We start from the raw sequence: 21,127 nt of genomic DNA, 5'->3' as shown, positions 1-21,127 counted from the left end.
TTCACACTCACCCGCTGCTAACCAAGAAATAATTTCAACCAATCGAAGATACAAAAAGGAGCATATCGAAATGGCTATCGCGGACACTGATCCCTTTGGCACCGTCGGAGCCGACGGTAGTGGCACACTGGACGGCCTCTCGGAAGATTTCGACAACGGCGTAAGCAGTATGGAGACGAGTTTGTCCACTGCGCTAAGTAACCTTGAGGCCGATCCGTCCAATCCTATGTATCTGGCAGCATATCAGTCCGACCTCTCTGAATATACCCTGTTCCGTAACGCACAGTCCAACTCTGTCAAAGTTATCAAGGACACGGACTCGTCGATCATCTCGAATATGCGCTAACCAAATGAGGGGTTCACGCCTCTTCGGCCGAATCCCTCTCTTAAATGGATTTCCGCCATGACCACCGCAATTAGTGCGACGACTGTCGCCCAAACAACATCGACCATTCAGCCAACGGCCGCGATCAGCGAGTCCGCAGACATGTCACTGGACGATCGAGTGCTAACAGCATTCGCCAACGCCGCGGAACAGACCGGCCAGCGCAAAGCCGCAATCGATGCCGCGGCCAATGATCCGACCACCGTTTCCAATCCCGAAAAGTTACTCGAATTGCAAAAGGCAATGTCGTCCTATGTGGTCGACGTCTCGATGGAAAGCACACTGGCGCACAAGGCGACCAGCGCGATCGATACGTTGATGCGCTCATGACGTCTTGCAAAAGCCGACTGGCCCTTATCCTTGGACTATGCGCCATGCTCACCGCGTGTGGAGATCAAGAGTTGTTGCGCGGCCTCGACGAGCGGCAAGCCAACGAGGTCATCGCCGCACTGCAGCGCAACGACATAACCGCACACAAACAGGATCTGGGCAAGGCGGGCTATACCATTGGCGTCGATCCGGTCGACTTTGCAGCGGCGGTCGACCTGCTCAAGAGTAACCATCTGCCCTCGAAGCCAGATGTCGAAATCGCCGAAATGTTCCCATCTGATTCACTGGTCTCGTCCCCGCGCGCCGAAAAGGCTCGCCTGTATTCGGGTATCGAGCAGCGACTCGAAAATTCCCTGCGTAGCCTCAGCCAAGTGACAAGTGCACGCGTCCACATTAGTTACGAAGTCGAGGACACTGACGACAGCAACCCGCAGCCAGTCCACCTATCGGCGATCGTGGTATACGCCCCAAGCGCTGACCAAGCTGTGTTAATTGCTGACGTCAAGCGCTTTCTAAAGAATAGCGTAGCGAATGTGGATTACGACAACATTTCTGTCGTACTTACGCCGCAAGCGGACCATTTGCACGTTGGACCGGCGCCGTCGCACAGCAAGCAGGCTTTCGCGTCCCCGGCCCTCCTCGGAGGCTTATTTGCACTCGTACTTGGTATCGGCGCGGGCGCTTGGCAGTGGTTTCGCCGGCGTAACGATTCGGCCGCGTCCGTGACATCCCAATCTGCCACGCCAACGCCGAGCGCTGGTAATGCACCGTCCGCATCAAAGCCCGATAGCACACTAACTGCACCGGAGATTCATGATGAATCAGGTGAATAGTTGGCAACGCGTGATGTACGATCCTGTCGCCTATATCAACCCGAAGCGGTTCCGTGTGGATCTCACGAGCACGGTCCCATCAGTCCGCGCTGCGGTCAACGACTTGCTGATCACTCAGTTCGATCTGCCATTGGACGCCACGCCACCCAAGCCGGGGACCAACGGCTCTCTGCTCGTGAGGCATTGGCGATGCTGGCCGACCATCTCCTGGCTGCTCGGCTGCCACGCGTCCCGCGGCGCGTTGCTGCGGGGTGGGCGAATACTCCGCCTGCCGCTCTGGGTTCGCCAGTTCGCCATGGCCTCAGGCCAACAAAACGAGTACGTACCAGAACCCAATATACCACTTGAGACCGAGGTGCTGTTGGCAAGGGGCCTGCATCAATTGATCGACAGCGCGGGACCGCTCGCCAATGCGCTTGGTATGCGCTTCCGCCTCGCACTAAGTCCGGACATCGATTTATATATGACGCCGATGGCGCCAAAGTCGATTGATCCAACTTTTTTTAGGAAAACGATACAATATGCGGCGCGACACACAAACCAGGCCATCGGTTTCAGCGCTTGACGGCGTTCTACTGAGCCGAACCCGGATTCGAGCGGAACGGCGCCGCGATCATCTGCTCGCGAACGCCCAGCACCACGCAGGCCAGATAGTGAGGCAAGCCAACGCCGAGGCGGATGCGCGTCACAAACAAGCGTTCTCGCAAGGGTACCTTGACGGCTACGCCGCCAGTTTGACAGATGTCGGAAACATGCTGATGCAGGCCGATCAACTCGCCAGCGCCCTGTGGAAACAAATGAGCGATCGGATACGGGCCACACTGACTGGCATCTCGACGCATCCGGTGCTTCTTGAGTGCGCATTGAATCAGTGGCTGGCCACAGACTCACCGTCGACGTCATCGCCAGTGACCCTGACGCTGCCCGAGAGTGCCCGCTCCCGTGTGCCGTCATTACGCGCTCGGCTAGAAGAGGTAGGTATGACCTCGGTGACAGTAGAATTCCATGACACCCCTCGGCTGCTGATCGAATTCGGCGACCAGATCGCCGAATTCGAACCTGCTCATTTCGCGCTAACACTTGAATTGCCCTTGCTATCGGCGTCCTCTCGCGACGAGCTTGCCGACAAAACAGCTAGTCTCGCGCAGACACTCCACAAACAATGGCGAAGCCGGCTCGGCTCGGTCCCGAGCTCGGCTGAAATCCATCTTTCCCAACAGGAGAACACGGAAAATGAAGATCACCCCGACCACCCATGAAAATCAATCCACCAAGGCGCCCTCTGACGAAGTCGTTTCCTTGGAGAGTCGCATAGCTACTGGAGCGTTGTCCGGTAGAACTAGCGACTCCAATATTACGAACGCCGAACAAGCCGACGACAACATGGCGACGACGAGTGCCATGGAAGAAAATTTTCTGTACTCGCAATACATGGACAGCATCTTCATGCCGTCTCCGAACAAGTACCAGACTGATATCTTCAGCGACGAAAATTGATAATCACCATGCAGTGACCGACGCATGCGGGGTGTCGCCATGTTCCATGGCATGCGTGGCATGCTAGTCGTCACGCTTGCCGATACTTTGCCGGCAAGAGCAGATTGCTTTAACGACGCCGATGATCGGCATGGCGTCAACTCCATGCTACTGCGAGTCATTGTTGAGCAGAAATACGGCGACAATCTTATGCTACTCGTTACAACTAAGGCGGCACCCAAGACCTTGGAATAAGGCAAATCATAGAAATTGATATTACTGCACTATCCCGCCATGGCATCGAGAAAGCGCCGGACGGATGCACCAATGGCTACATTGGCGTATCCGTCCAGCATCAAGATGAAAAGTACGGAAACACGTTGCGCACCGTCGTGTGCATACCATTCTGCAACGCACACTCTTGCCGATATCCATACCAACAAAATTAAGATATATTATGAAAATCAGCACCAGTGTAACGTGATGGCGCACTGATCCACATGAGACGGATAATCCGACAGCATCCCTGACTACCAGACTGACCAATCAAACAGGGAGACACAGAGAGAGCCTCCGTTTTTCAAAAAAATGAATTTTCGAATTCTAGGTTTTATATATGACCCCCGCCTTTCTTTCAACGCAATATCCCTATGTTCTGTCGATTCCTATCGACGATATCGAGCTCTCTGATGATCGGCGATTCAGGATCCGAATTGACGGAAAATCACACATTGTCGCCTACCATGCTGAACTTGAATGCTGGTTCCTTTTGGAGCATTCATCACATGGATTTCTATTGACCTCACCCGTGTGGCGCACTGAACCTGGCCGCTGGCACATCGGCACGCGCGATATATTCCCTCAGCGACCCAAAATCATCGCGAGCCAACGATACGATATCGTGCTACCACCAGTAGTACACATCACACCTAACGCCCAACCGATACCTCGCACGATCCATTACATTTGGATTGGTGAGAATGGAATTCCCGACAGACTGGTGCGCCGAATGTTGAAAACCACACGGTACTGCCACGGTTACCGCGTCGTGCTGCATGCCCATGCAGCCACGATGGTCGGTTCACGCCGGCTACAGGAACAGTTCTCGCCGCAATCTGGGATCGAAGTGGCTGATCTTCTCAGAGAGCCGCATTTCAAGGCATTTCTGCAATCGACACTGGGAAAATTTTATCGTTACTTCATTGGAGAAGAAGGTAGAAATTATGGCGCCGCATCGGACATCTTACGCGTACATATCCTGCATCGCGAAGGCGGAATTTATTTGGATGTCGACGACCATCCAGCCCATAGCATCGATGCCGACATGACTTTACTGGCTGGCCCCAATGATATTTTGCTCAATGGAATGGTCAGCCGAATTAGCACAACAAAATCCGCTCTCCAAGGCTATAACAACTCTAACTTTGCGTGCAATCCGGGCAATTTTGTTTTGGCAGAAATTCTAAAAGAGATGGAGCAACGACTGGGCGCGGAAAAGTCTCTACCCAACACACCATATCAGTGGTGTAGCGGGGGGATCGACGGCGACAAACCCGATGCCGCCAGGGCACTCGTTTATATTAATACCATATTCCGGCTCACCGGGCCGGCATTACTAAACGATGTTTTGCGCGCCCTAAGACCAGATTACTATCAAATTGAACGCGATCTGCTATATGCATTTCATAAACTCACCGTGTCGCCGTCCGAGCCACGCGTTATCAGCGACAATTACTTCAATACGATGCTAGCAGCAAAAGCATTTTATCTACCCTTCAGCGAACCTGGCTTCCATATCAAAACTGGAAGTGCCGCATCGTGGTTACCATCCGATGTTAAAGAAGTGATCATCAACAAGTTTACTGAGGGCAAATTTCTTGCGCGAGCCGGTAATTCACCTGCAAGTCCATTACGGACGTTGTTCGATATCAGCCCCCCCCGTCCCTAGCCACTTCAAGCGCGCCCCATATGTGCCGTGGTTACGGGCGCGAGCATTCGGCACCTTGTTTCGTTTTAGCAAAATGCCGCAGATTTTGCAAAGAGCCGAAGTATGATATTTTTAAATAAACTCCCGCGCGCGCAACTCAGGGGAAGACGGACACATTCCAATTCGCGACGCCCCCCGCTCCAGCAGTAGGAGCAGTCGCCGAGTTTGTCACATCGACCGTAAGCGGCTCGGCCCGACCGTTTCCCCATTCGCGCGCGCGTGAGGCATGATGGTGATGACGTGGTGGAGTCCGTGTAGATCTACCCGGTTAGTGGTGTAGGCTGGGTGACCGGCTTCAGTTTGTCGGCGACGTTCCAGGGCAACAATTCGTCGATGCGAGAGATCTTGTGATCAGCGATGTGGGTCAGGACGTATTCCAGATAGGCGCGCGGGTTGATCCCGTTGAGCTTGCACGTCCCGATCAAGCTATACATCGCTGCGGCCCGCTCGCCCCCGCTGTCGGAGCCGACGAACAGATAGTTTTTGCGTCCGAGCGCGACACAGCGCAGGGCGTTTTCGGCAAGCACGTTGCTGATCTCGGCACGACCGTCCTCGCAGGAGAACGTGAGCGCCGCCCAGTGGTTCAGCGAGTAGTTGATTGCTTTGGCGAGCACGGACTTCGTCGACAGCGTCGCGAGTTTTGCCTTGATCGTCGCTTCGAACTTCGCGAGCAGCGGCTTGGTCTTTTCTTGCCTCACGCGCAGACGCTCGTCAGGCGCTTTGCCGCGGATGTCGGCTTCAATGCTATAGAGCTCGCCGATCATCTCGAGCAACTGCTGGGTATCCGATGTCGGCGTGCCCACGTGAACATCGTAGATGTACCGCCTCGCGTGATCCCAGCATGCCGCTTCGCGGATCTCGCCGCTTTCGTACAGTTGATCGAAGCCGGCGTAGGCATCGGCCTGCAGGATGCCGTGGAATGCGGCGAGCCGGGTTTGAGGGTGGACGCCTTTGCGATCCGAGGAGAAGTTGAACCATATCGCGGCCGGGTCGGTCGAGCCGGAGCGGCGATCGTCTCGCACGTACACCCAGAAGCGGCCGGTCACCGTCTTGCCGTTGCCAGGCGCGAGCACCGCGACTGGCGTATCGTCAACGTGAACCTTTCCGGGGACCAACGCGTAGCGCTGGATCGCTTCAACAAGCGGCCCGCAGAGCTCGGCGATCTGCCCGATCCAGCGGCCCATGCTGGCGCGATCCAGCGTCACGCCGTCGCGTGCCGCGATCTCCGATTGGCGATACAGCGGTTGGTGATCGGCGTACTTCGATACCGCAATATCGGCCAGCAGGCTCGGATGGGCGATGCTGTGCTCGATCGGCAGGCTGGGCATCGCGGGCTGCTCGATGTGACCACAACCAGGACAGCACAGCTTGTGGCGTATCGTGCGGATCACTCTGAATGCGGCCGCCACGCGGGCGAGCTGCTCGGATACATCCTCGCCGAGCCGCTGCATCGCAGTCGCGCATATGGGGCAAGCCGAATCTGGTGTGAGTTCGATCTCGTCGCGCGGCAAGTGCGGCGGCAGCGGCTCTCGTGTGGGCGCTCGACCGGGTGGCGCCGTCGACGCCTTGTCTCGATGCCCTCGCGTCTCTGCAGCACCCTGACCGGCCGTCAGGTCTTCCAGCTGCGCCTCGAGTTGATCGATCTGCCGGGCCAGTTTCTCGGACTTGCTCCCGAAGTACATTCGCCTGAGCTTGTCGATCTGCGCCTTCAGACGCTCGATTTCGTCGTCGCGAGCAGCGATCTCCCGCACCATGTTCGCGATCGATGCCTGCTGTTCGAGCAGCGACGCCTGCTGCGCGAGCACCAGGGCCTGGAGCTCAGCGACGGTAGCGGGAAGCGGCGCATCTTTGGACATGCGTCGCAGTTTACGAGCCTTCGATGCGGTTTACAACATCGACAGAGCGGCAGTACGTCGCGGCTGTCGCCAGTCGATGCCCTCGAGCAGCATCGACAGTTGAGCGCTCGTCAGATGGATCTTTCCGCCGTCAGCCTGCGGCCAGATAAAACGGCCGCGCTCCAATCGTTTTGCGAGCAACCAGAGCCCGTCGTCAGTCGCCCAAAGCAGCTTCACAAGATCGCCGCGGCGACCGCGGAAGATGAATACGTTGCCGCCCAGCGGATTGTCTTCGAGCGCGGTTTGCACCTTCGCGGCCAGCCCCTGGAATCCGCAGCGCATGTCGGTAACGCCCGCTGCAAGCCAGATACGCGTACCCGCTGGGAAGCCGATCATCGTGATAGCTCGCGAATAAGCAGCTTCAGCGTTGCCGGCGATACATCACCACGCAGACGAATTCGTGCCCGTTCAAATTCGATCTCGCAAACACATTCTGCCAATGACACGGCTTCCGAGGTCGTCACCGCAGTTGCTGCGACCGAGGTCTCGTCAACAATACTTACCGGCAGCAACGTCGGAATATCATCGGCCGATTTCTGGTCTACATGTTCAGGGCGCGGCGGACCGAATGCACCTTCAAGATATTGGCGACGCCAACGGAAGAGCAAGTTGGTGTTGACATCGTTATGCCTGGCAACCAGCGAAACCGATGCGCCTGGCTCGAACGTTTGCTCAACCAAGCCCCGCTTGAATTCGTCCGCGAAGTTCGGGCGTTTGCTCGACTTCACGCTCTTGCTGGCCGACATCTCGTCCACTTTGGCTCCCACTAAAAAATTTAGTGGGAACTACGATACATTCGATCAGGCCCCGTGGCCCAACGGCCTGACCGAGCCGCTTACCATCGACCTCTAAATTCAGCTACAGATAATCGATGGGGATCGGCAATTCCCGGGGTTTCTGTCGATGTCAGCTCACGGAATATCTGTTAATTTTCGGGCCCGTAGCTCAGTTGGTTAGAGCGGTCGACTCATAATCGATTGGTCGCCGGTTCAAATCCGGCCGGGCCCACCATTCCGCCCGGATGGTGAAATTGGTAGACACTGCGGACTTAAAATCTGCTGCGACCTAAAAGGTGCGAGCCGGTTCGATTCCGGCTCCGGGCACCACTTATGTGTAAGCGCGAATTTATTCGCATATAGCGCTTTATGTTGAAAAGCGCCACGCTTGCATCCGCAACCCACACTTGCGGACGCAACCACAACGACACCTGACATGATTGACCTCGATTTCCTGCCCCGCAGGCGTTGCCGATTGAAATAGCCATCGATCCAGTCGACGATGTCCAGGCGAGCGCGTGCAGTTTACCTTTGTCCTTGGGACCTTGTCGGCAAATCCGCTAGGCACGCGTAAGCCAGAGCTCGAGTGTGCTCCGGCGTGATTCCCTTGCATTCAGCATGCTGTCGGTCGCGAACGCGATCGCGATCGCCTTCTCCTGCACGATCGAATCCACGATCGCGCGCTCGAATTCAGCGGCGGTGACCGCCTTCATGTTGGCAGCCACCACGATCGTGGTCGCCAACAATTCTTCGACGCCGGCTTCGCCGAGCGCTTGCCGGAACCGCACCAGATTCGTCGGCGAGCACGGCAGGCGCGGCCGACCTGCCGCGCTCACGCCGGCGCAGGCCGATTGCGCGGTCGGACCGTTCAAGTCGACGTCTTCCTCCACCTGTCCTGCGCGATCGCGACGCGCAAACAGCGGTATCAGCGACGTTCGATTTGCGACCACGGTTCCGTGTCGCAATCACCGCGAGCGGATGCCGGAGATCGATCATCGAGTCCAGCAGGCCATGAAAAAAGTCATCGGTACCCGTCGGCGTGTCTCTCAACTCCCAGGCTCCGATTCAGATCGATAGGGTTTCTGGGAGTTCAACAACTACCATGCACCCTGCATACCTTAACGGCTGCGCCTCGGTGTCTTTCTGAAGGACCGATTCGATACCGTTGCTCCGCGAGGGTCCACACACTGTTCGATCGTTATCGCTTTCACAAAGGGACTCGTTCATTTCATTCTTACTGACATCGAACTCCACGTTCAATTGAAATCCACCCGTAGCAGTGCTACCGTCGTAAATGTACCCGCCGCCGGTGGATTACCTGTTAGGCTGACCGGATAGGCCTTGATCGTGACGACGGCCTGATTATCATTCAAGTTAAACGGCATCTTACTGTTCGGATCATTTGGCTTTAGATGGTTATTTGATGCATCAGTAATTTGCACTCCGATGTCTGGGTTGCTTGTGCGCAGCGCATCCGGATAAGTGTTGCTGGCCGGCGCGCCTTCCAGACGTAGTGTAAGGCTCGCGGTCGATTGGACTCCACCGGTGCAATTAACCGAAATTGACTTGGAATGCGGCAAAAATCCTGTTGGCATGCCCCCCGCGCCACCAGAGGCAAAATCACTAGCCGCTATACTACCGAAATCGATATCGATTACTTGGCCTGAGTTTACCGTGCAGCTTTGGGGTACAACTATTGTGCCTTGTAGCGTGTACTTTATTGCCACCTCTCCTCGCCCCGCATTTTCTGTTGTATCAAGAGACAAATTAGTGACAGTCGTTTGGGGGATTGAAACAGTTCCAACGAACGGCTTCTTTATATAGAGATAAAATTTCACCCGAGAGAAACTATGCGTATCACCCAGCATTAAACTTCCGTCCCCGCAACCATATCCGCTTGCCATATTTGTGATATCGTTAGCCGGAGTATTCACCCACGTGTACGTTCCTTGGCTATATATCGCAGTTGCAGCCGCAAGATATTCGTTGATGGAAAAGTATGTGCGGCCGTTTGAATTGATAGTCGCGCCATCCCCCCAGGCAGTACCATGGAGCTGATTATATCTACCAGAGCATGAACAGGATAATGTGTAACTCTTCGAAGGTGCATTTACTTGTTTCGTCTCGCCCAAATCGGTGCTTCCGGCATTATTATCGGGGTTTGTAACCTGGAAAGTCCCTATGTTGTAGTTAAGGGCTACGGGATTAGACAATGTACAGGGTGCCGCGAATATTACGCCAGGAGTCATGCCCGCAATCGCGCAAAGAAAAATCCGAGCAATATACTTCCGATCGATGTAATTCATAATACCTATGTGCTCCTATTGAATATTTGCAGCTCGATTTACGGCTTGCGCTAATGCGTCGGCGTCAACACCTTCCAGTAAGACGGTGATGTTCGAATTATTTGCTTCACTTTGCGGCAGCACGATGATGGCTGGCACTTCACGCAAGCCCAGAACGCGGCTCAGCGCCGTACTCGCGGCAACATCTATCTGCAACGGCGCGCTGACGTCGTCCTCGTTCGCCGCGGCCAGTGCGCTGGTCGATGCGTGCGGCTGAGCCGCCGCCGTGATGGCTGCTCGTGTCGGCGGAGCGTCTCGCGCTACCAGAGCGCGCAGGTAAGCAAGATAACCTGAAGCACCGCTTTCAAGCCACACAGCGATGCCGACCCGCGCGGCATAGCTGGCAGGCGTCGATGTATCCGACGCAGACTGCACTGCCTTGACCACAACGCGTACATCCTGATGTACTTTGACAAAGTCGCTTAATACCGCAGCAAACCGAACGCTCGACTGACTGTGATAATCTATGAACGCGACAATCGCCACGGCAGCGTTGTCCGCACCCATCGTCGGTGTATTTTCATCGCGCAGCAGGTCAGACAACCGGGACAGTACCTGATGCTGCACAAGCTGGCGCTGTGCCGAGGCCTGCTCTTGCTGCAGATTCTGATTGGCCGCCACCAGAAACGACGGATGCTCCGCAAGGTAAAGGGCTACCGCTTCACCGACGCTTTCCATGTCAAGATCATCAGCCATCAATTTCTTACCGTGATCGCTCACTGACATCGGGGCAGCGGCTACACCTGGTGCGGCATGAGTAGGCGTAAAATTCGCTGCGACTCCCATAAACAGGGCCGCCGCTACAGAAAAGCGACCAAGCAGGAGGGGAAGGGGGGCTGTACGAGTTAGCATTAGTGATGCCTATCTAATTAGTTAGGAAGATTTTCCATCCAGTTCGCATGCGAATGTGCCCCCCCCCTGCGCTGCACTCTCTGCCGACGGCGCGCTGGCTGCCTCGAGCGTGACGGGTTGCCCAACTTTTGCAATAGGCGTGAGTGTGACTTGCCATGGCCGCTGTACGCTACCGAAATCGTCTAGACTGCGCCACTTCAGATTACAGACACTCTCAGCCGAACACCACGATTCCCGACGGCGTCCATACGGCGGCACCATGCCGGCCGCAGGCAACTCATGATCGTTCACCTCCACGCGAAACATCGTGATGTAATACGGGGTAGGGTTGATCACTTCAACATTCGCGCCCCGGCGAAGCCAGCGCAGTTTCTGATAAGCCGTTTTAGGACTACCCGGCAGATTGGCCGGACGATAGAGCAGTTTGAAATGCGAGCGCACCGCCAGCTGCACAGTGTTGGGCACTACATGTCCGGCTGGAATACCTGCTACGCTCACTCCAAAGACTGATTCTCGATCCGCCGGCAGATATTGGCACCCGGTACATAACAAGCGGATGGTGTTAGCGCGCCCCCCATCCAAACGGAACAGCGGCGGGGTAATCACAAAAGGCACCATGAGCACCCCCTCATCAGGTGCGCTTGCCGCTACCTGAAAGCCGATCTCACCCCTCTCATCCCTACCCACCACTTTACTGCTCACTAAAAACGGTGAGTTCGCCGTATTGCGCACCGAGATGCTTAGCTGAGTTTGTGGCGCCGCCATGACGAAGCGCGTGCCCACCACCACCACGCCGGCATGCGCTCGGATTGAGAGTATCCCTAGCAACAGCATACCTGCCAAGCCAATAGGTTTGAGGCTTCGAGTCGATCCAGTGCGATGTCCAGTCGTCATCCTATTGGTAACTCAACGTGAAAGTCATGCTTGCATTAGCGTCGCCGGACGTTACCGTGGGCTGAGTGGCCATATACCGTGCAAAAAACTTTAGGTGAACGCGTCCGGCATCGCCCGTGAATGAGTACACCTTACTGGCCGAGTTGATCGGTATTTGCGTGCGTGTATCGTCCAGCAATTCGATACCGATGCCACTGGCGGCGCCACCGCCCGTGTTGACTGCCAGCAGATTGCTATTCGTCAGATCAGCCGAACCGTTGAACGTCACGCTCACGCCCGACGCCGAGGCCATGCAGTTCTCCAGCGACAAGGTGAAAGGCACCAACAGCCCGGTACTGCCGACGCCAGCAAACTGCTTGCTCGGAATGCTGCCGAGCGTAACACGCTTACTTTGATCACTCTTGACGACGTTACAAGCACTGGCAGTGATATCGCCATATACGTTGACTGTACTGCTGGAAGCTTGCGCTTCATTGGTCCACGTGCCGAGCCAGCTTACCAGTATCCCAGCGATCAGCGCATATCGAAGTGAGTTCTTATCCCATCGCAATCGCAGTGGTGTATTCGCCATCGCCGCACTCACTTTACTGGTAGTTGACGTCAAAATACATGACTGCATTGGCATTACCTCCCGTGACGGGCAAGTTGGTGGCCTTATAACGTAGCGAGAATTTCAGTGCGTTAGAGCCCGGGCGAATCGATTGAGCCGCGGGGGCGTAAAGTGCCAATGGTTTCCCCGTGGAATCCAAAATTTGTACGGCCACGTTGGTCGCCATATTTCCAGATCCGACTGCAGTTGTGTCGGAAAGCGCGAGTAGACTTGGGTCGCTACCGTCTTTGTTTCCAGTAAAGGTTACGCTTGCGCCAGTAACGTTCCCCGTACAGTTATCAAGATTAATTTGGAATTTCTGCTGGGGACTGGTGGCACCCACACTCTGGAATATCCATGTACCCACTTCGCCCATCGGCACATTGATGGACTGGTTAATCACGTCGCACGAGGTTGGTATCACCGTCCCTGTAATGTGTAGGTTGTAGGGCGCAGTGTCAGCCCAACACGGCAAGAGAGCGCAGGCAAGCCCTCCCTCCATCAGCCAGCGGAGCACGCGCAATGCCCGCCGCACCTCACGCCAGTTTTTGTAGTGGCTCATACACCCCGCCTCTCTCAATTGAAGTCCATATGAAAGAACCCGAAGCGAACACCTTTCCGCATCGACAGCATTTGGTATTGGTGAAGGCTCGACCGGAAATAACGCAGCCAGTGATGACGCGCACGGGCCGATTTGCATGCTACAAAGTAACATCTGACTGCATAATGGGATAGACATCGATCTGCGGCTTCATAGCAATCACCGCAGGAAATTCGATCTTTATCCGATCGAATTTCATTTGCACTCCGCCTTAGCTCGAGTAATGGGTTCGTTCAGGCTATCCGTGGACAAGCTGTACTTGACTGTGCATTGCCTGTCCGGTCCGTCGCCCCACTGCACCTTAAGCTGCCCATTTAATGGCAGACCTGTCAGATACACTTGGCCTTGGTCGCCCACGATGCTCGTGTTGTTGTTGTCCTGTACGTTCACCGCTGCGCCGAACGGAATTGGCTGGCCGTTGCGCGTCAGCGTGAGGAGCGCTCTTGCGCCTACTCGAACCTTAAAGGGCGCCAATACCACTGCACCTTGCGTGGGCACTACGCTATTCACTGCCTCGTCAATATCGGTATGGTCGTTCAACGTGTTGACGTCGAGCGATATCCGGTTCTGGCGGTAGGTGGTCGCGTATGGCACCACCGCGTAGCCGCGCCAATCGGTCTTCACGCCTGTTGCATTCTGCACGCTCACGCCGCCAGCACCAGGCGCGGCAATCAACACGTTCGTGTCGCCCAATGGCTGACTGAATGTCACACCGTTCCGGTGCAGCAGCGCGCCACCCGAGACACCATAGGTAACCTGCTGATATCCTCGGCTGTAGTTGTAACCTAGGTTGGCGTTTCCGTAAGTACCTTGGTAGTTCAAACTGGCAGCGCCGTTGCCCCCCCCAACATCGTGATTGGCATAGCCCTGTTGAATACTGTAAGTCAAGTTGTTGCTCGCCAGCAGGGTGCCTGAAACACCCAATTGCTGTGTCATGTTGCCGTGAGTGTCTGTATTGTTGCTATAGGTAGCATATGCGGTGTTGGAAAACTGACCAGTGCTCAGAGCTGCCGCAGTGTCGGTTTCGACGCGCATGAACTTACTCAACGGCACCGACACGGTGAGAGCGAAAACCTGATTTGCCTGTGGTTGACCCGGTGATTTATTGTAGTTATAGGTCAAACTATAGGTATAACCACGCCAACTACCAGTATAGCCAGCCTGCATGAGCGTGTTGGTCTCGCTCGTATGCCAATAGGACTGCTGAGTTGCCGACACAAAAATTGAGCCGCTATGCCCAACTGACTGCGAGATGTTGATTTGCAGCTTGCCTTTCTTCGTGTAGTTGAGATTATAGTAGTCGTTGTAGCTAGGCGTGATGTGCTGCACGCCGTTGTATGTGCTGACGTTATAGCCACTCATGGTACGGTATGTGCTCTGATCGAGGGTATAGAAGCCCTCTGTTGAATACCTGTAGCCTAATAGCTGAAAGTTGGTGCCGTACTTGCCAAGCGACTTGGCGTAAAGAAAGCGCAGCGACTGGCCACTATGATTGCTGCCGTCGGAGAGTGTAGCGTTGGCTTGCGTGACATCGGCCGATAGCGCCCCCCAATCGCCGAGATTCCTACCTAGGCCGACGGCAAAGGCGCGGTAGTGCTCTGCGAGTTGCACACCACCGTAAGCCGTTAATCCATGCGGAAGGCCCCAAATAACCGTATTCTGCAGAAAATTAGGGTTTTCCTGATTGCTATTGCCACTACGATACTTACCAAAGACCGTGGCGAACTTGATTCGACCTTCACGCTGCAGGATCGGCACGGCCGAGTACGGCACGGTATATGACGTGACACTGCCGTCCGATTCCTTGATGCTGACATTCATGTCGCCGCTCGAAGCGGTCGGGAAAAGGTCATTGATCGTGAACGGGCCTGGTGGCACGTAGGTCTGGTATATCACGTAACCGTTCTGCTTGATCGTGACCTGGGCATTGCTGCGGGCGATGCCGCGCACAGTGGGCGCGAAACCTCTCAGGCTATCTGGCAGCATGTTGTCGTCGGAAGCGATCTGCGCTCCGCGAAAGCCCAGACTATCGAACACGTCAGCGGTTGTGTTAGCGTCACCAACAATCAACTCGGCCTTGAGCGGGACAACGGTGCGCTCGACATAGGTGGAGACATTTTGCCAGCGGCTGTAGCTGGTACCTTGGCCGCTGCTGTAATTCCAAGTCGAGGAATCACGCAGACGCCAAGCACCAAGGTTGATTCCGCTGTCCATATTCAGGAAGTAGCTATTACCCCCCCCGTTACTACCAAAGCTATTGCTGCCGCTAAAGCTGTAATTTAACAAGCCTGCATTGATACCCTGGTCCCATTTGTCGGGTGGAATATAGCCGCGCGCGCTGTTGTTCAGTGCGGCCTGCGGAATACTGATATCCAAGCGCAATTTTTCAAAATCGAGTGTGGTACTCGCGTGAGAGATGGCCGCGGGCAAGTCAACGCAGGTTTCCGGCGACAACTTGGCCAATTCCGGGAAGGATTTCAGGTTCACACCCAGCGAATCCAAATCATTCACAGTGATGCACGCTTGCAAACCTGAGTTGTCTGTGGCTGCAGCATGAGCGCTCGCGATGGCATTCTCCGACGCGCCGTTCGCGACACCAGACGCAGTCAGCTCACTTGCGGCGACCGGAGCACTGATAGCGTCGGCTTGACTCGCCCGACCTTCCGGCGCGCTTGTCCGGCCCAACTCGAACGCGGCGGGCTGCGCCGCCTTGAATGTCACATCCTTGGTCGAGACGAAAGTATCGTTCAGGTAGACGTCAACCCTATACGTGCCAGGTGCTTGGCCCCCTGTCTTGCTGAAGCGAGACAAGTCGGCTATCGCCGAGGGGTCCCCGGATAAGAAAGCCGGATTGAAGTAGGTATCCGCTCGCGCCGAGATTGGCGGAAATGCAAGCACCAGCACCAATGTCAAAACCCTCTTAGGCTGCGATCCTTGGCAGGCGGCATACCCTTGCTCCGAAAAATCGTTTAGTCTGGCCATGGATCTCATTGCACAGCAGCACTATTTAACGGCACTGATACGTCGCAAACTTGCTTCACGGTATTCACACCATAGTCGTTGACCGCCTGGAAAGTCACCGCACCCACAGTTCCTTGTGGCATGGCTACGGTCACCGCATCCTTGGGTGGAACCATCGTATTCGGCAAGTTCTTTCCGCCAACGGTCAAGTTCAGCGTCGAGACATAATATGGCGACGTGTTGGTCATGATCAGCCTGTCACCAGACAAAGCGCAGCTCACATGCTTGCGAGCTTCGTCCGAGGACATAAGTAGTTTTTTTGGGCGATAAAATACTTTGATGCGGTTCTGAATAGCGATCTCAAGCACGCCCCCACTCGATTGCGAGCGCCTTTTCTCCGAAGACGGGATAGCCTTCACGTTCAGATAAAACACTGTCTCGCGATCCGTCGGTAGCGGCGAGCCGGCGTAGATAAGACGCAAAATGCTTTCCTTCTTCGGTGACATGACGAACAGGGGCGGTGTGACGATGAAATCCTCGCTCTTCTGGCCATCAGCCCCCTCTACCCAGGATTGGATAAGGAACGTACCGTGGCTTGTGGTGTTAACCAGGGACAAGGAGGCTTGCTGACTATCTGCTGGGTAGATGACACGTGTTCCATTGAGCACCACGCCCCCGGCATCGACAGCATCAGCGGCTCGTGCGCCCACGGAAGCCAGAAGCATCGCGCTACTCGCGAGCACGACGGAAAGGAACTGCAGATCCAATCGGGACGATCGAACACCCTCCGTCAGACGACATTTCGTGCCACGGTTCCTGCACAACCCGCCCCATGTCAGAACAGATCCCAATCTCATTTGCTTCTTCGCTAACATTTCTCCTCCATACCTCACCCCGCGCGGCTCACGCCATGCCTCTCCGCAGCATCTGTATAAGCAACACGGCGCCATCACAATGGCCCTCGCGGTGGAATTCCTTGTGAATCCGATCACGCGGGATGCCTCGAGCCACAGGCGCGCTGATGTTCGCATTAAGTTGTCGGGCAGATCTGCGCTGGCGTCATCGCGCCGTAGTCGTTGATGGTTTGGAAGACCACCACTCCGCGAGCATCACCCAGCGGCACATCGACCTTGCTGTTCGGGGCCACCATCACACTCTTGGCACCCGATTGCAATGCAACGGCTTGTTTGCCTACGCTTAGGTTCACAAGCGTGATGAAATATGGCGTCGGGTTTGCGATCGTCAGCTGAGCGCCTTGCGTACAGCGAAGTGCTGATGGAGCCTCTTGCGACGACATGGCAAGTTGCGCAGGACGAATGAAGAGTTTGAAGATACTTGTAACAGCGAATTGCAGTTTATTGCCGCCACCTGATCTGTCTTCCGGTGGAATCGCCTGGACGTGTACGTAATACACGACCTCGCGGTCCGTCGGCGGTGGCTTACCAATATAGCGCACGCGCAATATCACCTCGCGCGCAGTCTGCTCGCTTGGCGCCGTCTCGATGCGAAACAATGGAGGCGTTACCAAGAAATTCTCGCTGTTTCCGCCATCCGCATCGGTAATCCATGTTTTCACCAGATACGGAACAACAGCATTGGTATTAGTCACCGACAGGGGAATCTCCCTAGCACCCTGCACGTAGATCAAACGAGTCGCACCTGGCGCCACCCCACCGCTGGCGTAAGCGGAATCGCTCCACGGAAAACTCGCTGTCACGATGATACCGACAGCAAGTCGGCGCATCATAATATTGAATGCAACGCTAATATTCTCAGAAATATTCGCCATTCTATATGCAATCCTATATAAATAGATCCAATCCATCTCGACAAGGACTCTATTTACTGGTATATCAAAATAAAGTTGATATTTGCATCGGCTTTCCCCGATGTCGGCGTCGCGCTAGTCGCGCGATACTTCGCCATGAAACTCAATGCCATGTCGCCGTACCGCAGATCAGTCAAGTGTTGCGGGCGTGTATTGGGCGGTAACAACTCACCCTTGTCATCGAAAATTCCCAAGCCAATCCCAGTGGCCGCCCCACCATTACCATCCACAGCAAATACCAACGGATCGCTCGTATCTGCAGCCCCGTTAAACATAACTCCAACCGTTTTCAGGACCGTAGGCTCACAATTCTGCAGAGCGATAGTGAACGGTTGCACCCCCACCCAGCTCCCTTTTCCGGAAAACTGGTCGGTTCTAAACTGCCCCATGCGGACGATCTGGTTGGTACTTTCCGTACTCAGCGTGCACGGTGCATAGACCACCGCTCCCTCGTAAATTACCTGTCCGCCAGGCATCCCAGTATCCGGCGGAACAGAAATCATTGCTCTGGCAGAAGAGCCCAGAAGCAAGCACGCAAGCACGCACATGGCACGTAGCATCGACATGCGCCCCCCCCGGTTGCAACCAAATATAAGCCCCGCTCAATCGCGCGAAGCGACACGCACTCGCGCGAAAGCGCTCGAATGGCGAATCACGAATAAGTAACATTAAAGTTAGCAACGGCCCTCACGCTACCGGCCGTAGCTGCACCGCCGACAGCCTGCATGCCAGCCTGCATAGTGATAGTATTGCTTCCGTTAGAAAGTGCTCGAACGGCGGTCGCAGTACTACTATCGAATTTTACCGAAGCACCTGTCTGGTCGACCATGAACACCCCGACGTTAGTTGCCGACCCACCATCATTACTTAGAACAGTTGAATCCCCTACACTGGTGGCGCCGGAAAACGTGAAACTTGCATTTTTGTATGTGTCGACACTGCACGTCTCCAGCTTGAGATCCACGCTGTGCAAGGGAGATTGCTTCGCGCCGGGAGAATTCAGATCTGTCATCTTGACTTGCCCCAGGTTAACAATTTGGATCGCACTTTGCGTCGAAATCGTACAAGGCGCATCGACCACCTGACCAATAAAGTGAATTTGCCCCCCATTGGCGGTGACAGAATCGGCAGCGGCCTTAGGCAACATCCACACAATCGCTGACACACCCGCCACGATCTGTATAGCCCGCGCCATTCTTTTTGCGAAGAATTTCTCATTCATAAGATCACCGCTCCCAAAAAATAATCCGAGTAAAATTTCACACAGCTTCGGGCTTATTGCAATCCCCGCGACCCGCCCCTCCAACACACCCACCGCTCAGAATAGCACTCACCAACCATTACTTAACAAAACATCCCTCCCACAACAACCAGAAATCTCGACTCGAACCCTCAAAACACCGGCACTGGAACCGCCATCATCAGCCAGCCCGTCGAACCGAAATTACTATCGCACCCTTGCTAGCCAGCGGCTGGCAATACCAAAAACAGCCAACCCAATCCCACACATCAACAATACAATTTGACTAACAAGTCATCAAATCAATTTCCACGACAGCCAACACCCACTCTCTAACGGAAAATCACTACCAATAATTTCAGCAGCAAAACGGCTTAAAAACCTTCACACAACGGCGGACATATTATATAAATTACACCACCGCCTACCCGCCTTAGTTGTTCTGAATATTCCCTACTATTCGGCATCCGCCGAAACAAAAACCTAGAGCTCGATTTACCACACCTCATATTGCCGCAATAAAAGCGTAACCACCACCATTCTATTTTGTACACGACTAGTTTATCGCATGGCACGCCTCATCCGAATATAAAGCGACTCTATCAGCCACCCCAATTGCAACAAATATTAACGAATGCAAAAAATCTTGGCCAAGCACGCATTGCAAGTACGCTTATTTTTATCACGTATAGACGGGAGGTTGTAATGCGAAATATGCATCGAGTAAGACCGGCCCACACAACTGGACGTGGTGTTCGCCAACCCGTATCGGTGCTCCAGTTGCGCGCATAGCAAGAAGAACGATCCGTAATGAACTGTGGGCGGTGCTGCAGCCGCTGATTCCGGAGTTCGAGCATTCGCCCAAGGGAGGTCGGCGTCGTTCGGTCGATGACCGCGCTGCGCTGAACGGCATCCTGTATATGCTCCAGAGCGGTATCCTTGGGAAAACCTTCGGCAGGAACTCGGTTTCGGCAGCGGGACGACCTGTTGGCCGCGACTACGCGACTGGCAAACCGCTGGCGTCTGGGACAGACTGCATGTAGCGATGCTTCTCCGCTTGCGCGAGCACGATCAAATCAATTGGCGGGGCGAGCAAGCATCGATGGCGCGAGCATAGCCAGCCCCCCGGGGGCCAGGAAACCGGCCCAAACCCAACCGACCGGGGAAAATTAGGCACGAAGCGGCACCTCATAGTCGACGCACGAGGTGTCTCGTTAGCGATCACCGTGAACGGCGCAACCCGACACGATTCGTTAATGTTCGAGCCGACGTTGGATGCCGTTCCAGCTGCACTTGGCCTGAGTGGGAAAGCACGCAAGGGTCCGGACAAATTGCATACCGACCGGCGGCCTGCGACGTTGACGAGCGTTTGTCGCGAAGCCATCCTGCGCGGGGCATACACCACGTCGCAGGCGTGTTGTTCAACCACGTAGACGCAACACATCGCGGGCGGCGTCCGCATCCCACCTCGCACGCTCGAGCAGGTACTGCACCCCATCCGGGGTCGAGTCTCCGATCCAATCCGCAAGCTGCCAGCCGTTCTTGCGCTCGGCCGTGCCCAGCAGTCCCTTCAGATAGGACAGCGACCGCTCACGCGACTCGGATCAGTTGAACTGGTCCGCCAGACGCGCATGTAACGCCTCAAGCTCCCGATCCCAACCCCTTACGATTGACTTCATTTCTCATGAATTGAATCGCACTACGGATGAACCACACCGAATTTCGCTCGTTCGCTATATCCGAATTGTGGGCCACTGTACCCGTGTCATATCCGACTTGGGGCGGGACTATTTCCACCTGCAGAACAACCGCTGGTAGACACGTTCAGCCTGCTCGGCGACGGCACGCTTTTGGTCTCGTACGCTCTTCAGACTGTAAGCGGCGGCGGAACCTTTGCGCGAGCCGTGCTGAGCGGGCATCCCGGCTTGCAATTCCAGCGCGCGCGCTTGTGTGCGGTCAGGGCAGGACGGTCCCACGCGAACGGCTCACCGCGTGTCAGCACATACCATACGATGACCGCCAGCTTGCGGGCCGTCGCGACGATGGCGATTTGCTGTCCGCAGCGGTCACGCACCCGCAGAAAGAAGGCACGCAATGGACCAGGTGCCTGTGTGCCCCGTTACTATCTTCACGCC

20 protein-coding genes, 2 tRNA genes and 3 pseudogenes are annotated in these 21,127 nt (G+C 55.3%); 10 read left to right on the top strand and 15 right to left on the bottom strand.

All coding sequences use genetic code 11. The annotated features are described in order from the left end of the window. Positions 1-70 precede the first annotated feature (70 nt). From sctF to VL15_RS41415, 7 genes are all read left to right on the top strand, one after another. On the top strand, positions 71-346 hold the full coding sequence (gene sctF, locus VL15_RS37895) for a type III secretion system needle filament subunit SctF (protein WP_048252025.1): 276 nt from the start codon (positions 71-73) through the stop codon (positions 344-346). Positions 347-403: 57 nt separating this feature from the next. Continuing rightward, entirely contained in the window at positions 404-715 is a 312-nt protein-coding gene (sctI, locus tag VL15_RS37890) for a type III secretion system inner rod subunit SctI (RefSeq protein ID WP_053077793.1), read from the top strand. Then, the gene (locus VL15_RS41420; protein WP_080971102.1) at positions 712-1,548 is read left to right on the top strand and encodes an EscJ/YscJ/HrcJ family type III secretion inner membrane ring protein; all 837 of its coding nucleotides are present in this window, start codon (positions 712-714) and stop codon (positions 1,546-1,548) included. The genes sctI and VL15_RS41420 overlap by 4 nt, the downstream gene beginning before the upstream one ends. Next, complete coding sequence (locus VL15_RS37880) at positions 1,532-2,113, top strand: hypothetical protein (RefSeq protein ID WP_196319679.1); 582 nt, start codon at positions 1,532-1,534, stop codon at positions 2,111-2,113. The genes VL15_RS41420 and VL15_RS37880 overlap by 17 nt, the downstream gene beginning before the upstream one ends. Positions 2,114-2,201: 88 nt before the next feature. Further along, the gene (locus VL15_RS42440) at positions 2,202-2,807 is read left to right on the top strand and encodes a hypothetical protein (RefSeq protein ID WP_155420405.1); all 606 of its coding nucleotides are present in this window, start codon (positions 2,202-2,204) and stop codon (positions 2,805-2,807) included. Next, positions 2,782-3,045, top strand: coding sequence for a hypothetical protein (locus VL15_RS37870; RefSeq protein ID WP_048252021.1), 264 nt, complete (start codon positions 2,782-2,784; stop codon positions 3,043-3,045). The genes VL15_RS42440 and VL15_RS37870 overlap by 26 nt, the downstream gene beginning before the upstream one ends. Before the next feature lie 595 nt (positions 3,046-3,640). Then, entirely contained in the window at positions 3,641-4,972 is a 1,332-nt protein-coding gene (locus tag VL15_RS41415) for a glycosyltransferase family 32 protein (RefSeq protein WP_080971101.1), read from the top strand. Between the two features lie 299 nt (positions 4,973-5,271). On the opposite strand, the gene tnpC is transcribed toward VL15_RS41415, so the two are convergent. The 3 genes from tnpC to tnpA form a co-directional block, all read right to left on the bottom strand. Beyond that, on the bottom strand, positions 5,272-6,765 hold the full coding sequence (gene tnpC / locus VL15_RS37860) for an IS66 family transposase (RefSeq protein WP_419188713.1): 1,494 nt from the start codon (positions 6,763-6,765) through the stop codon (positions 5,272-5,274). Between the two features lie 132 nt (positions 6,766-6,897). After that, on the bottom strand, positions 6,898-7,242 hold the full coding sequence (gene tnpB, locus VL15_RS37855) for an IS66 family insertion sequence element accessory protein TnpB (protein WP_048252018.1): 345 nt from the start codon (positions 7,240-7,242) through the stop codon (positions 6,898-6,900). Then, positions 7,239-7,652 carry an IS66-like element accessory protein TnpA gene (gene tnpA / locus VL15_RS43905; RefSeq protein WP_080971106.1) on the bottom strand — a complete coding sequence of 138 codons (414 nt, stop codon included), beginning with the start codon at positions 7,650-7,652 and terminating at the stop codon, positions 7,239-7,241. Before tnpA ends, tnpB begins: the two co-directional genes overlap by 4 nt. A gap of 188 nt (positions 7,653-7,840) precedes the next feature. On the opposite strand from tnpA, the gene VL15_RS37850 reads away from it, so the two are divergent. Together VL15_RS37850 and VL15_RS37845 are read left to right on the top strand one after the other, a co-directional pair. Beyond that, positions 7,841-7,917 (top strand) — tRNA-Ile (locus VL15_RS37850). 4 nt (positions 7,918-7,921) lie between these two features. Continuing rightward, positions 7,922-8,012: transfer RNA gene (locus VL15_RS37845), tRNA-Leu, on the top strand. Positions 8,013-8,296: 284 nt separating this feature from the next. Here the strand turns inward: VL15_RS37845 and VL15_RS37840 are convergent. The 11 genes and pseudogenes from VL15_RS37840 to VL15_RS41390 all read right to left on the bottom strand — a co-directional run. Then, positions 8,297-8,678 (bottom strand): annotated as a pseudogene (locus VL15_RS37840) (IS5/IS1182 family transposase); the annotation flags it as partial. A 260-nt stretch (positions 8,679-8,938) separates the two neighbouring features. Continuing rightward, complete coding sequence (locus VL15_RS41405) at positions 8,939-9,988, bottom strand: fimbrial protein (RefSeq protein WP_080971100.1); 1,050 nt, start codon at positions 9,986-9,988, stop codon at positions 8,939-8,941. Between the two features lie 15 nt (positions 9,989-10,003). After that, positions 10,004-10,753, bottom strand: a complete 750-nt coding sequence (locus VL15_RS42435; RefSeq protein ID WP_155420403.1) for a hypothetical protein — start codon at positions 10,751-10,753, stop codon at positions 10,004-10,006. A 147-nt stretch (positions 10,754-10,900) separates the two neighbouring features. Further along, positions 10,901-11,713, bottom strand: a complete 813-nt coding sequence (locus tag VL15_RS41400) for a molecular chaperone (RefSeq protein WP_196319678.1) — start codon at positions 11,711-11,713, stop codon at positions 10,901-10,903. A gap of 61 nt (positions 11,714-11,774) precedes the next feature. Further along, positions 11,775-12,392, bottom strand: coding sequence for a fimbrial protein (locus VL15_RS39335; protein WP_196319677.1), 618 nt, complete (start codon positions 12,390-12,392; stop codon positions 11,775-11,777). Continuing rightward, positions 12,358-12,924, bottom strand: a complete 567-nt coding sequence (locus VL15_RS41395) for a fimbrial protein (RefSeq protein ID WP_196319676.1) — start codon at positions 12,922-12,924, stop codon at positions 12,358-12,360. Before VL15_RS41395 ends, VL15_RS39335 begins: the two co-directional genes overlap by 35 nt. A gap of 234 nt (positions 12,925-13,158) precedes the next feature. Continuing rightward, positions 13,159-15,945, bottom strand: a complete 2,787-nt coding sequence (locus tag VL15_RS37825) for a fimbrial biogenesis usher protein (RefSeq protein WP_048252015.1) — start codon at positions 15,943-15,945, stop codon at positions 13,159-13,161. A 5-nt stretch (positions 15,946-15,950) separates the two neighbouring features. Continuing rightward, the gene (locus VL15_RS37820) at positions 15,951-16,691 is read right to left on the bottom strand and encodes a fimbria/pilus periplasmic chaperone (RefSeq protein WP_230684621.1); all 741 of its coding nucleotides are present in this window, start codon (positions 16,689-16,691) and stop codon (positions 15,951-15,953) included. A gap of 263 nt (positions 16,692-16,954) precedes the next feature. After that, on the bottom strand, positions 16,955-17,713 hold the full coding sequence (locus VL15_RS37815) for a fimbria/pilus periplasmic chaperone (RefSeq protein WP_053077791.1): 759 nt from the start codon (positions 17,711-17,713) through the stop codon (positions 16,955-16,957). Positions 17,714-17,766: 53 nt separating this feature from the next. Next, positions 17,767-18,318 carry a fimbrial protein gene (locus VL15_RS37810; RefSeq protein WP_080971095.1) on the bottom strand — a complete coding sequence of 184 codons (552 nt, stop codon included), beginning with the start codon at positions 18,316-18,318 and terminating at the stop codon, positions 17,767-17,769. Between the two features lie 86 nt (positions 18,319-18,404). Further along, a complete protein-coding gene (locus VL15_RS41390) occupies positions 18,405-18,974 on the bottom strand; it encodes a fimbrial protein (RefSeq protein WP_080971094.1) in 570 nt (189 codons plus the stop codon). 806 nt (positions 18,975-19,780) lie between these two features. Between VL15_RS41390 and VL15_RS43460 the strand changes: the two are divergent. Further along, a pseudogene (locus VL15_RS43460) lies at positions 19,781-20,338 on the top strand (IS5 family transposase); the annotation flags it as partial. 87 nt (positions 20,339-20,425) lie between these two features. On the opposite strand, the pseudogene VL15_RS43900 reads toward VL15_RS43460, so the two are convergent. After that, a pseudogene (locus VL15_RS43900) lies at positions 20,426-20,671 on the bottom strand (IS701 family transposase); the annotation flags it as partial. Between the last annotated feature and the right edge of the window lie 456 nt (positions 20,672-21,127).

The organism is Burkholderia cepacia (assembly GCF_001039005.1).
Lineage (GTDB): Bacteria > Pseudomonadota > Gammaproteobacteria > Burkholderiales > Burkholderiaceae > Burkholderia > Burkholderia theae.
The sequence above is the reverse complement of the archived record's forward strand: the minus strand, read 5'-3'. Positions and strand labels throughout refer to the sequence as shown.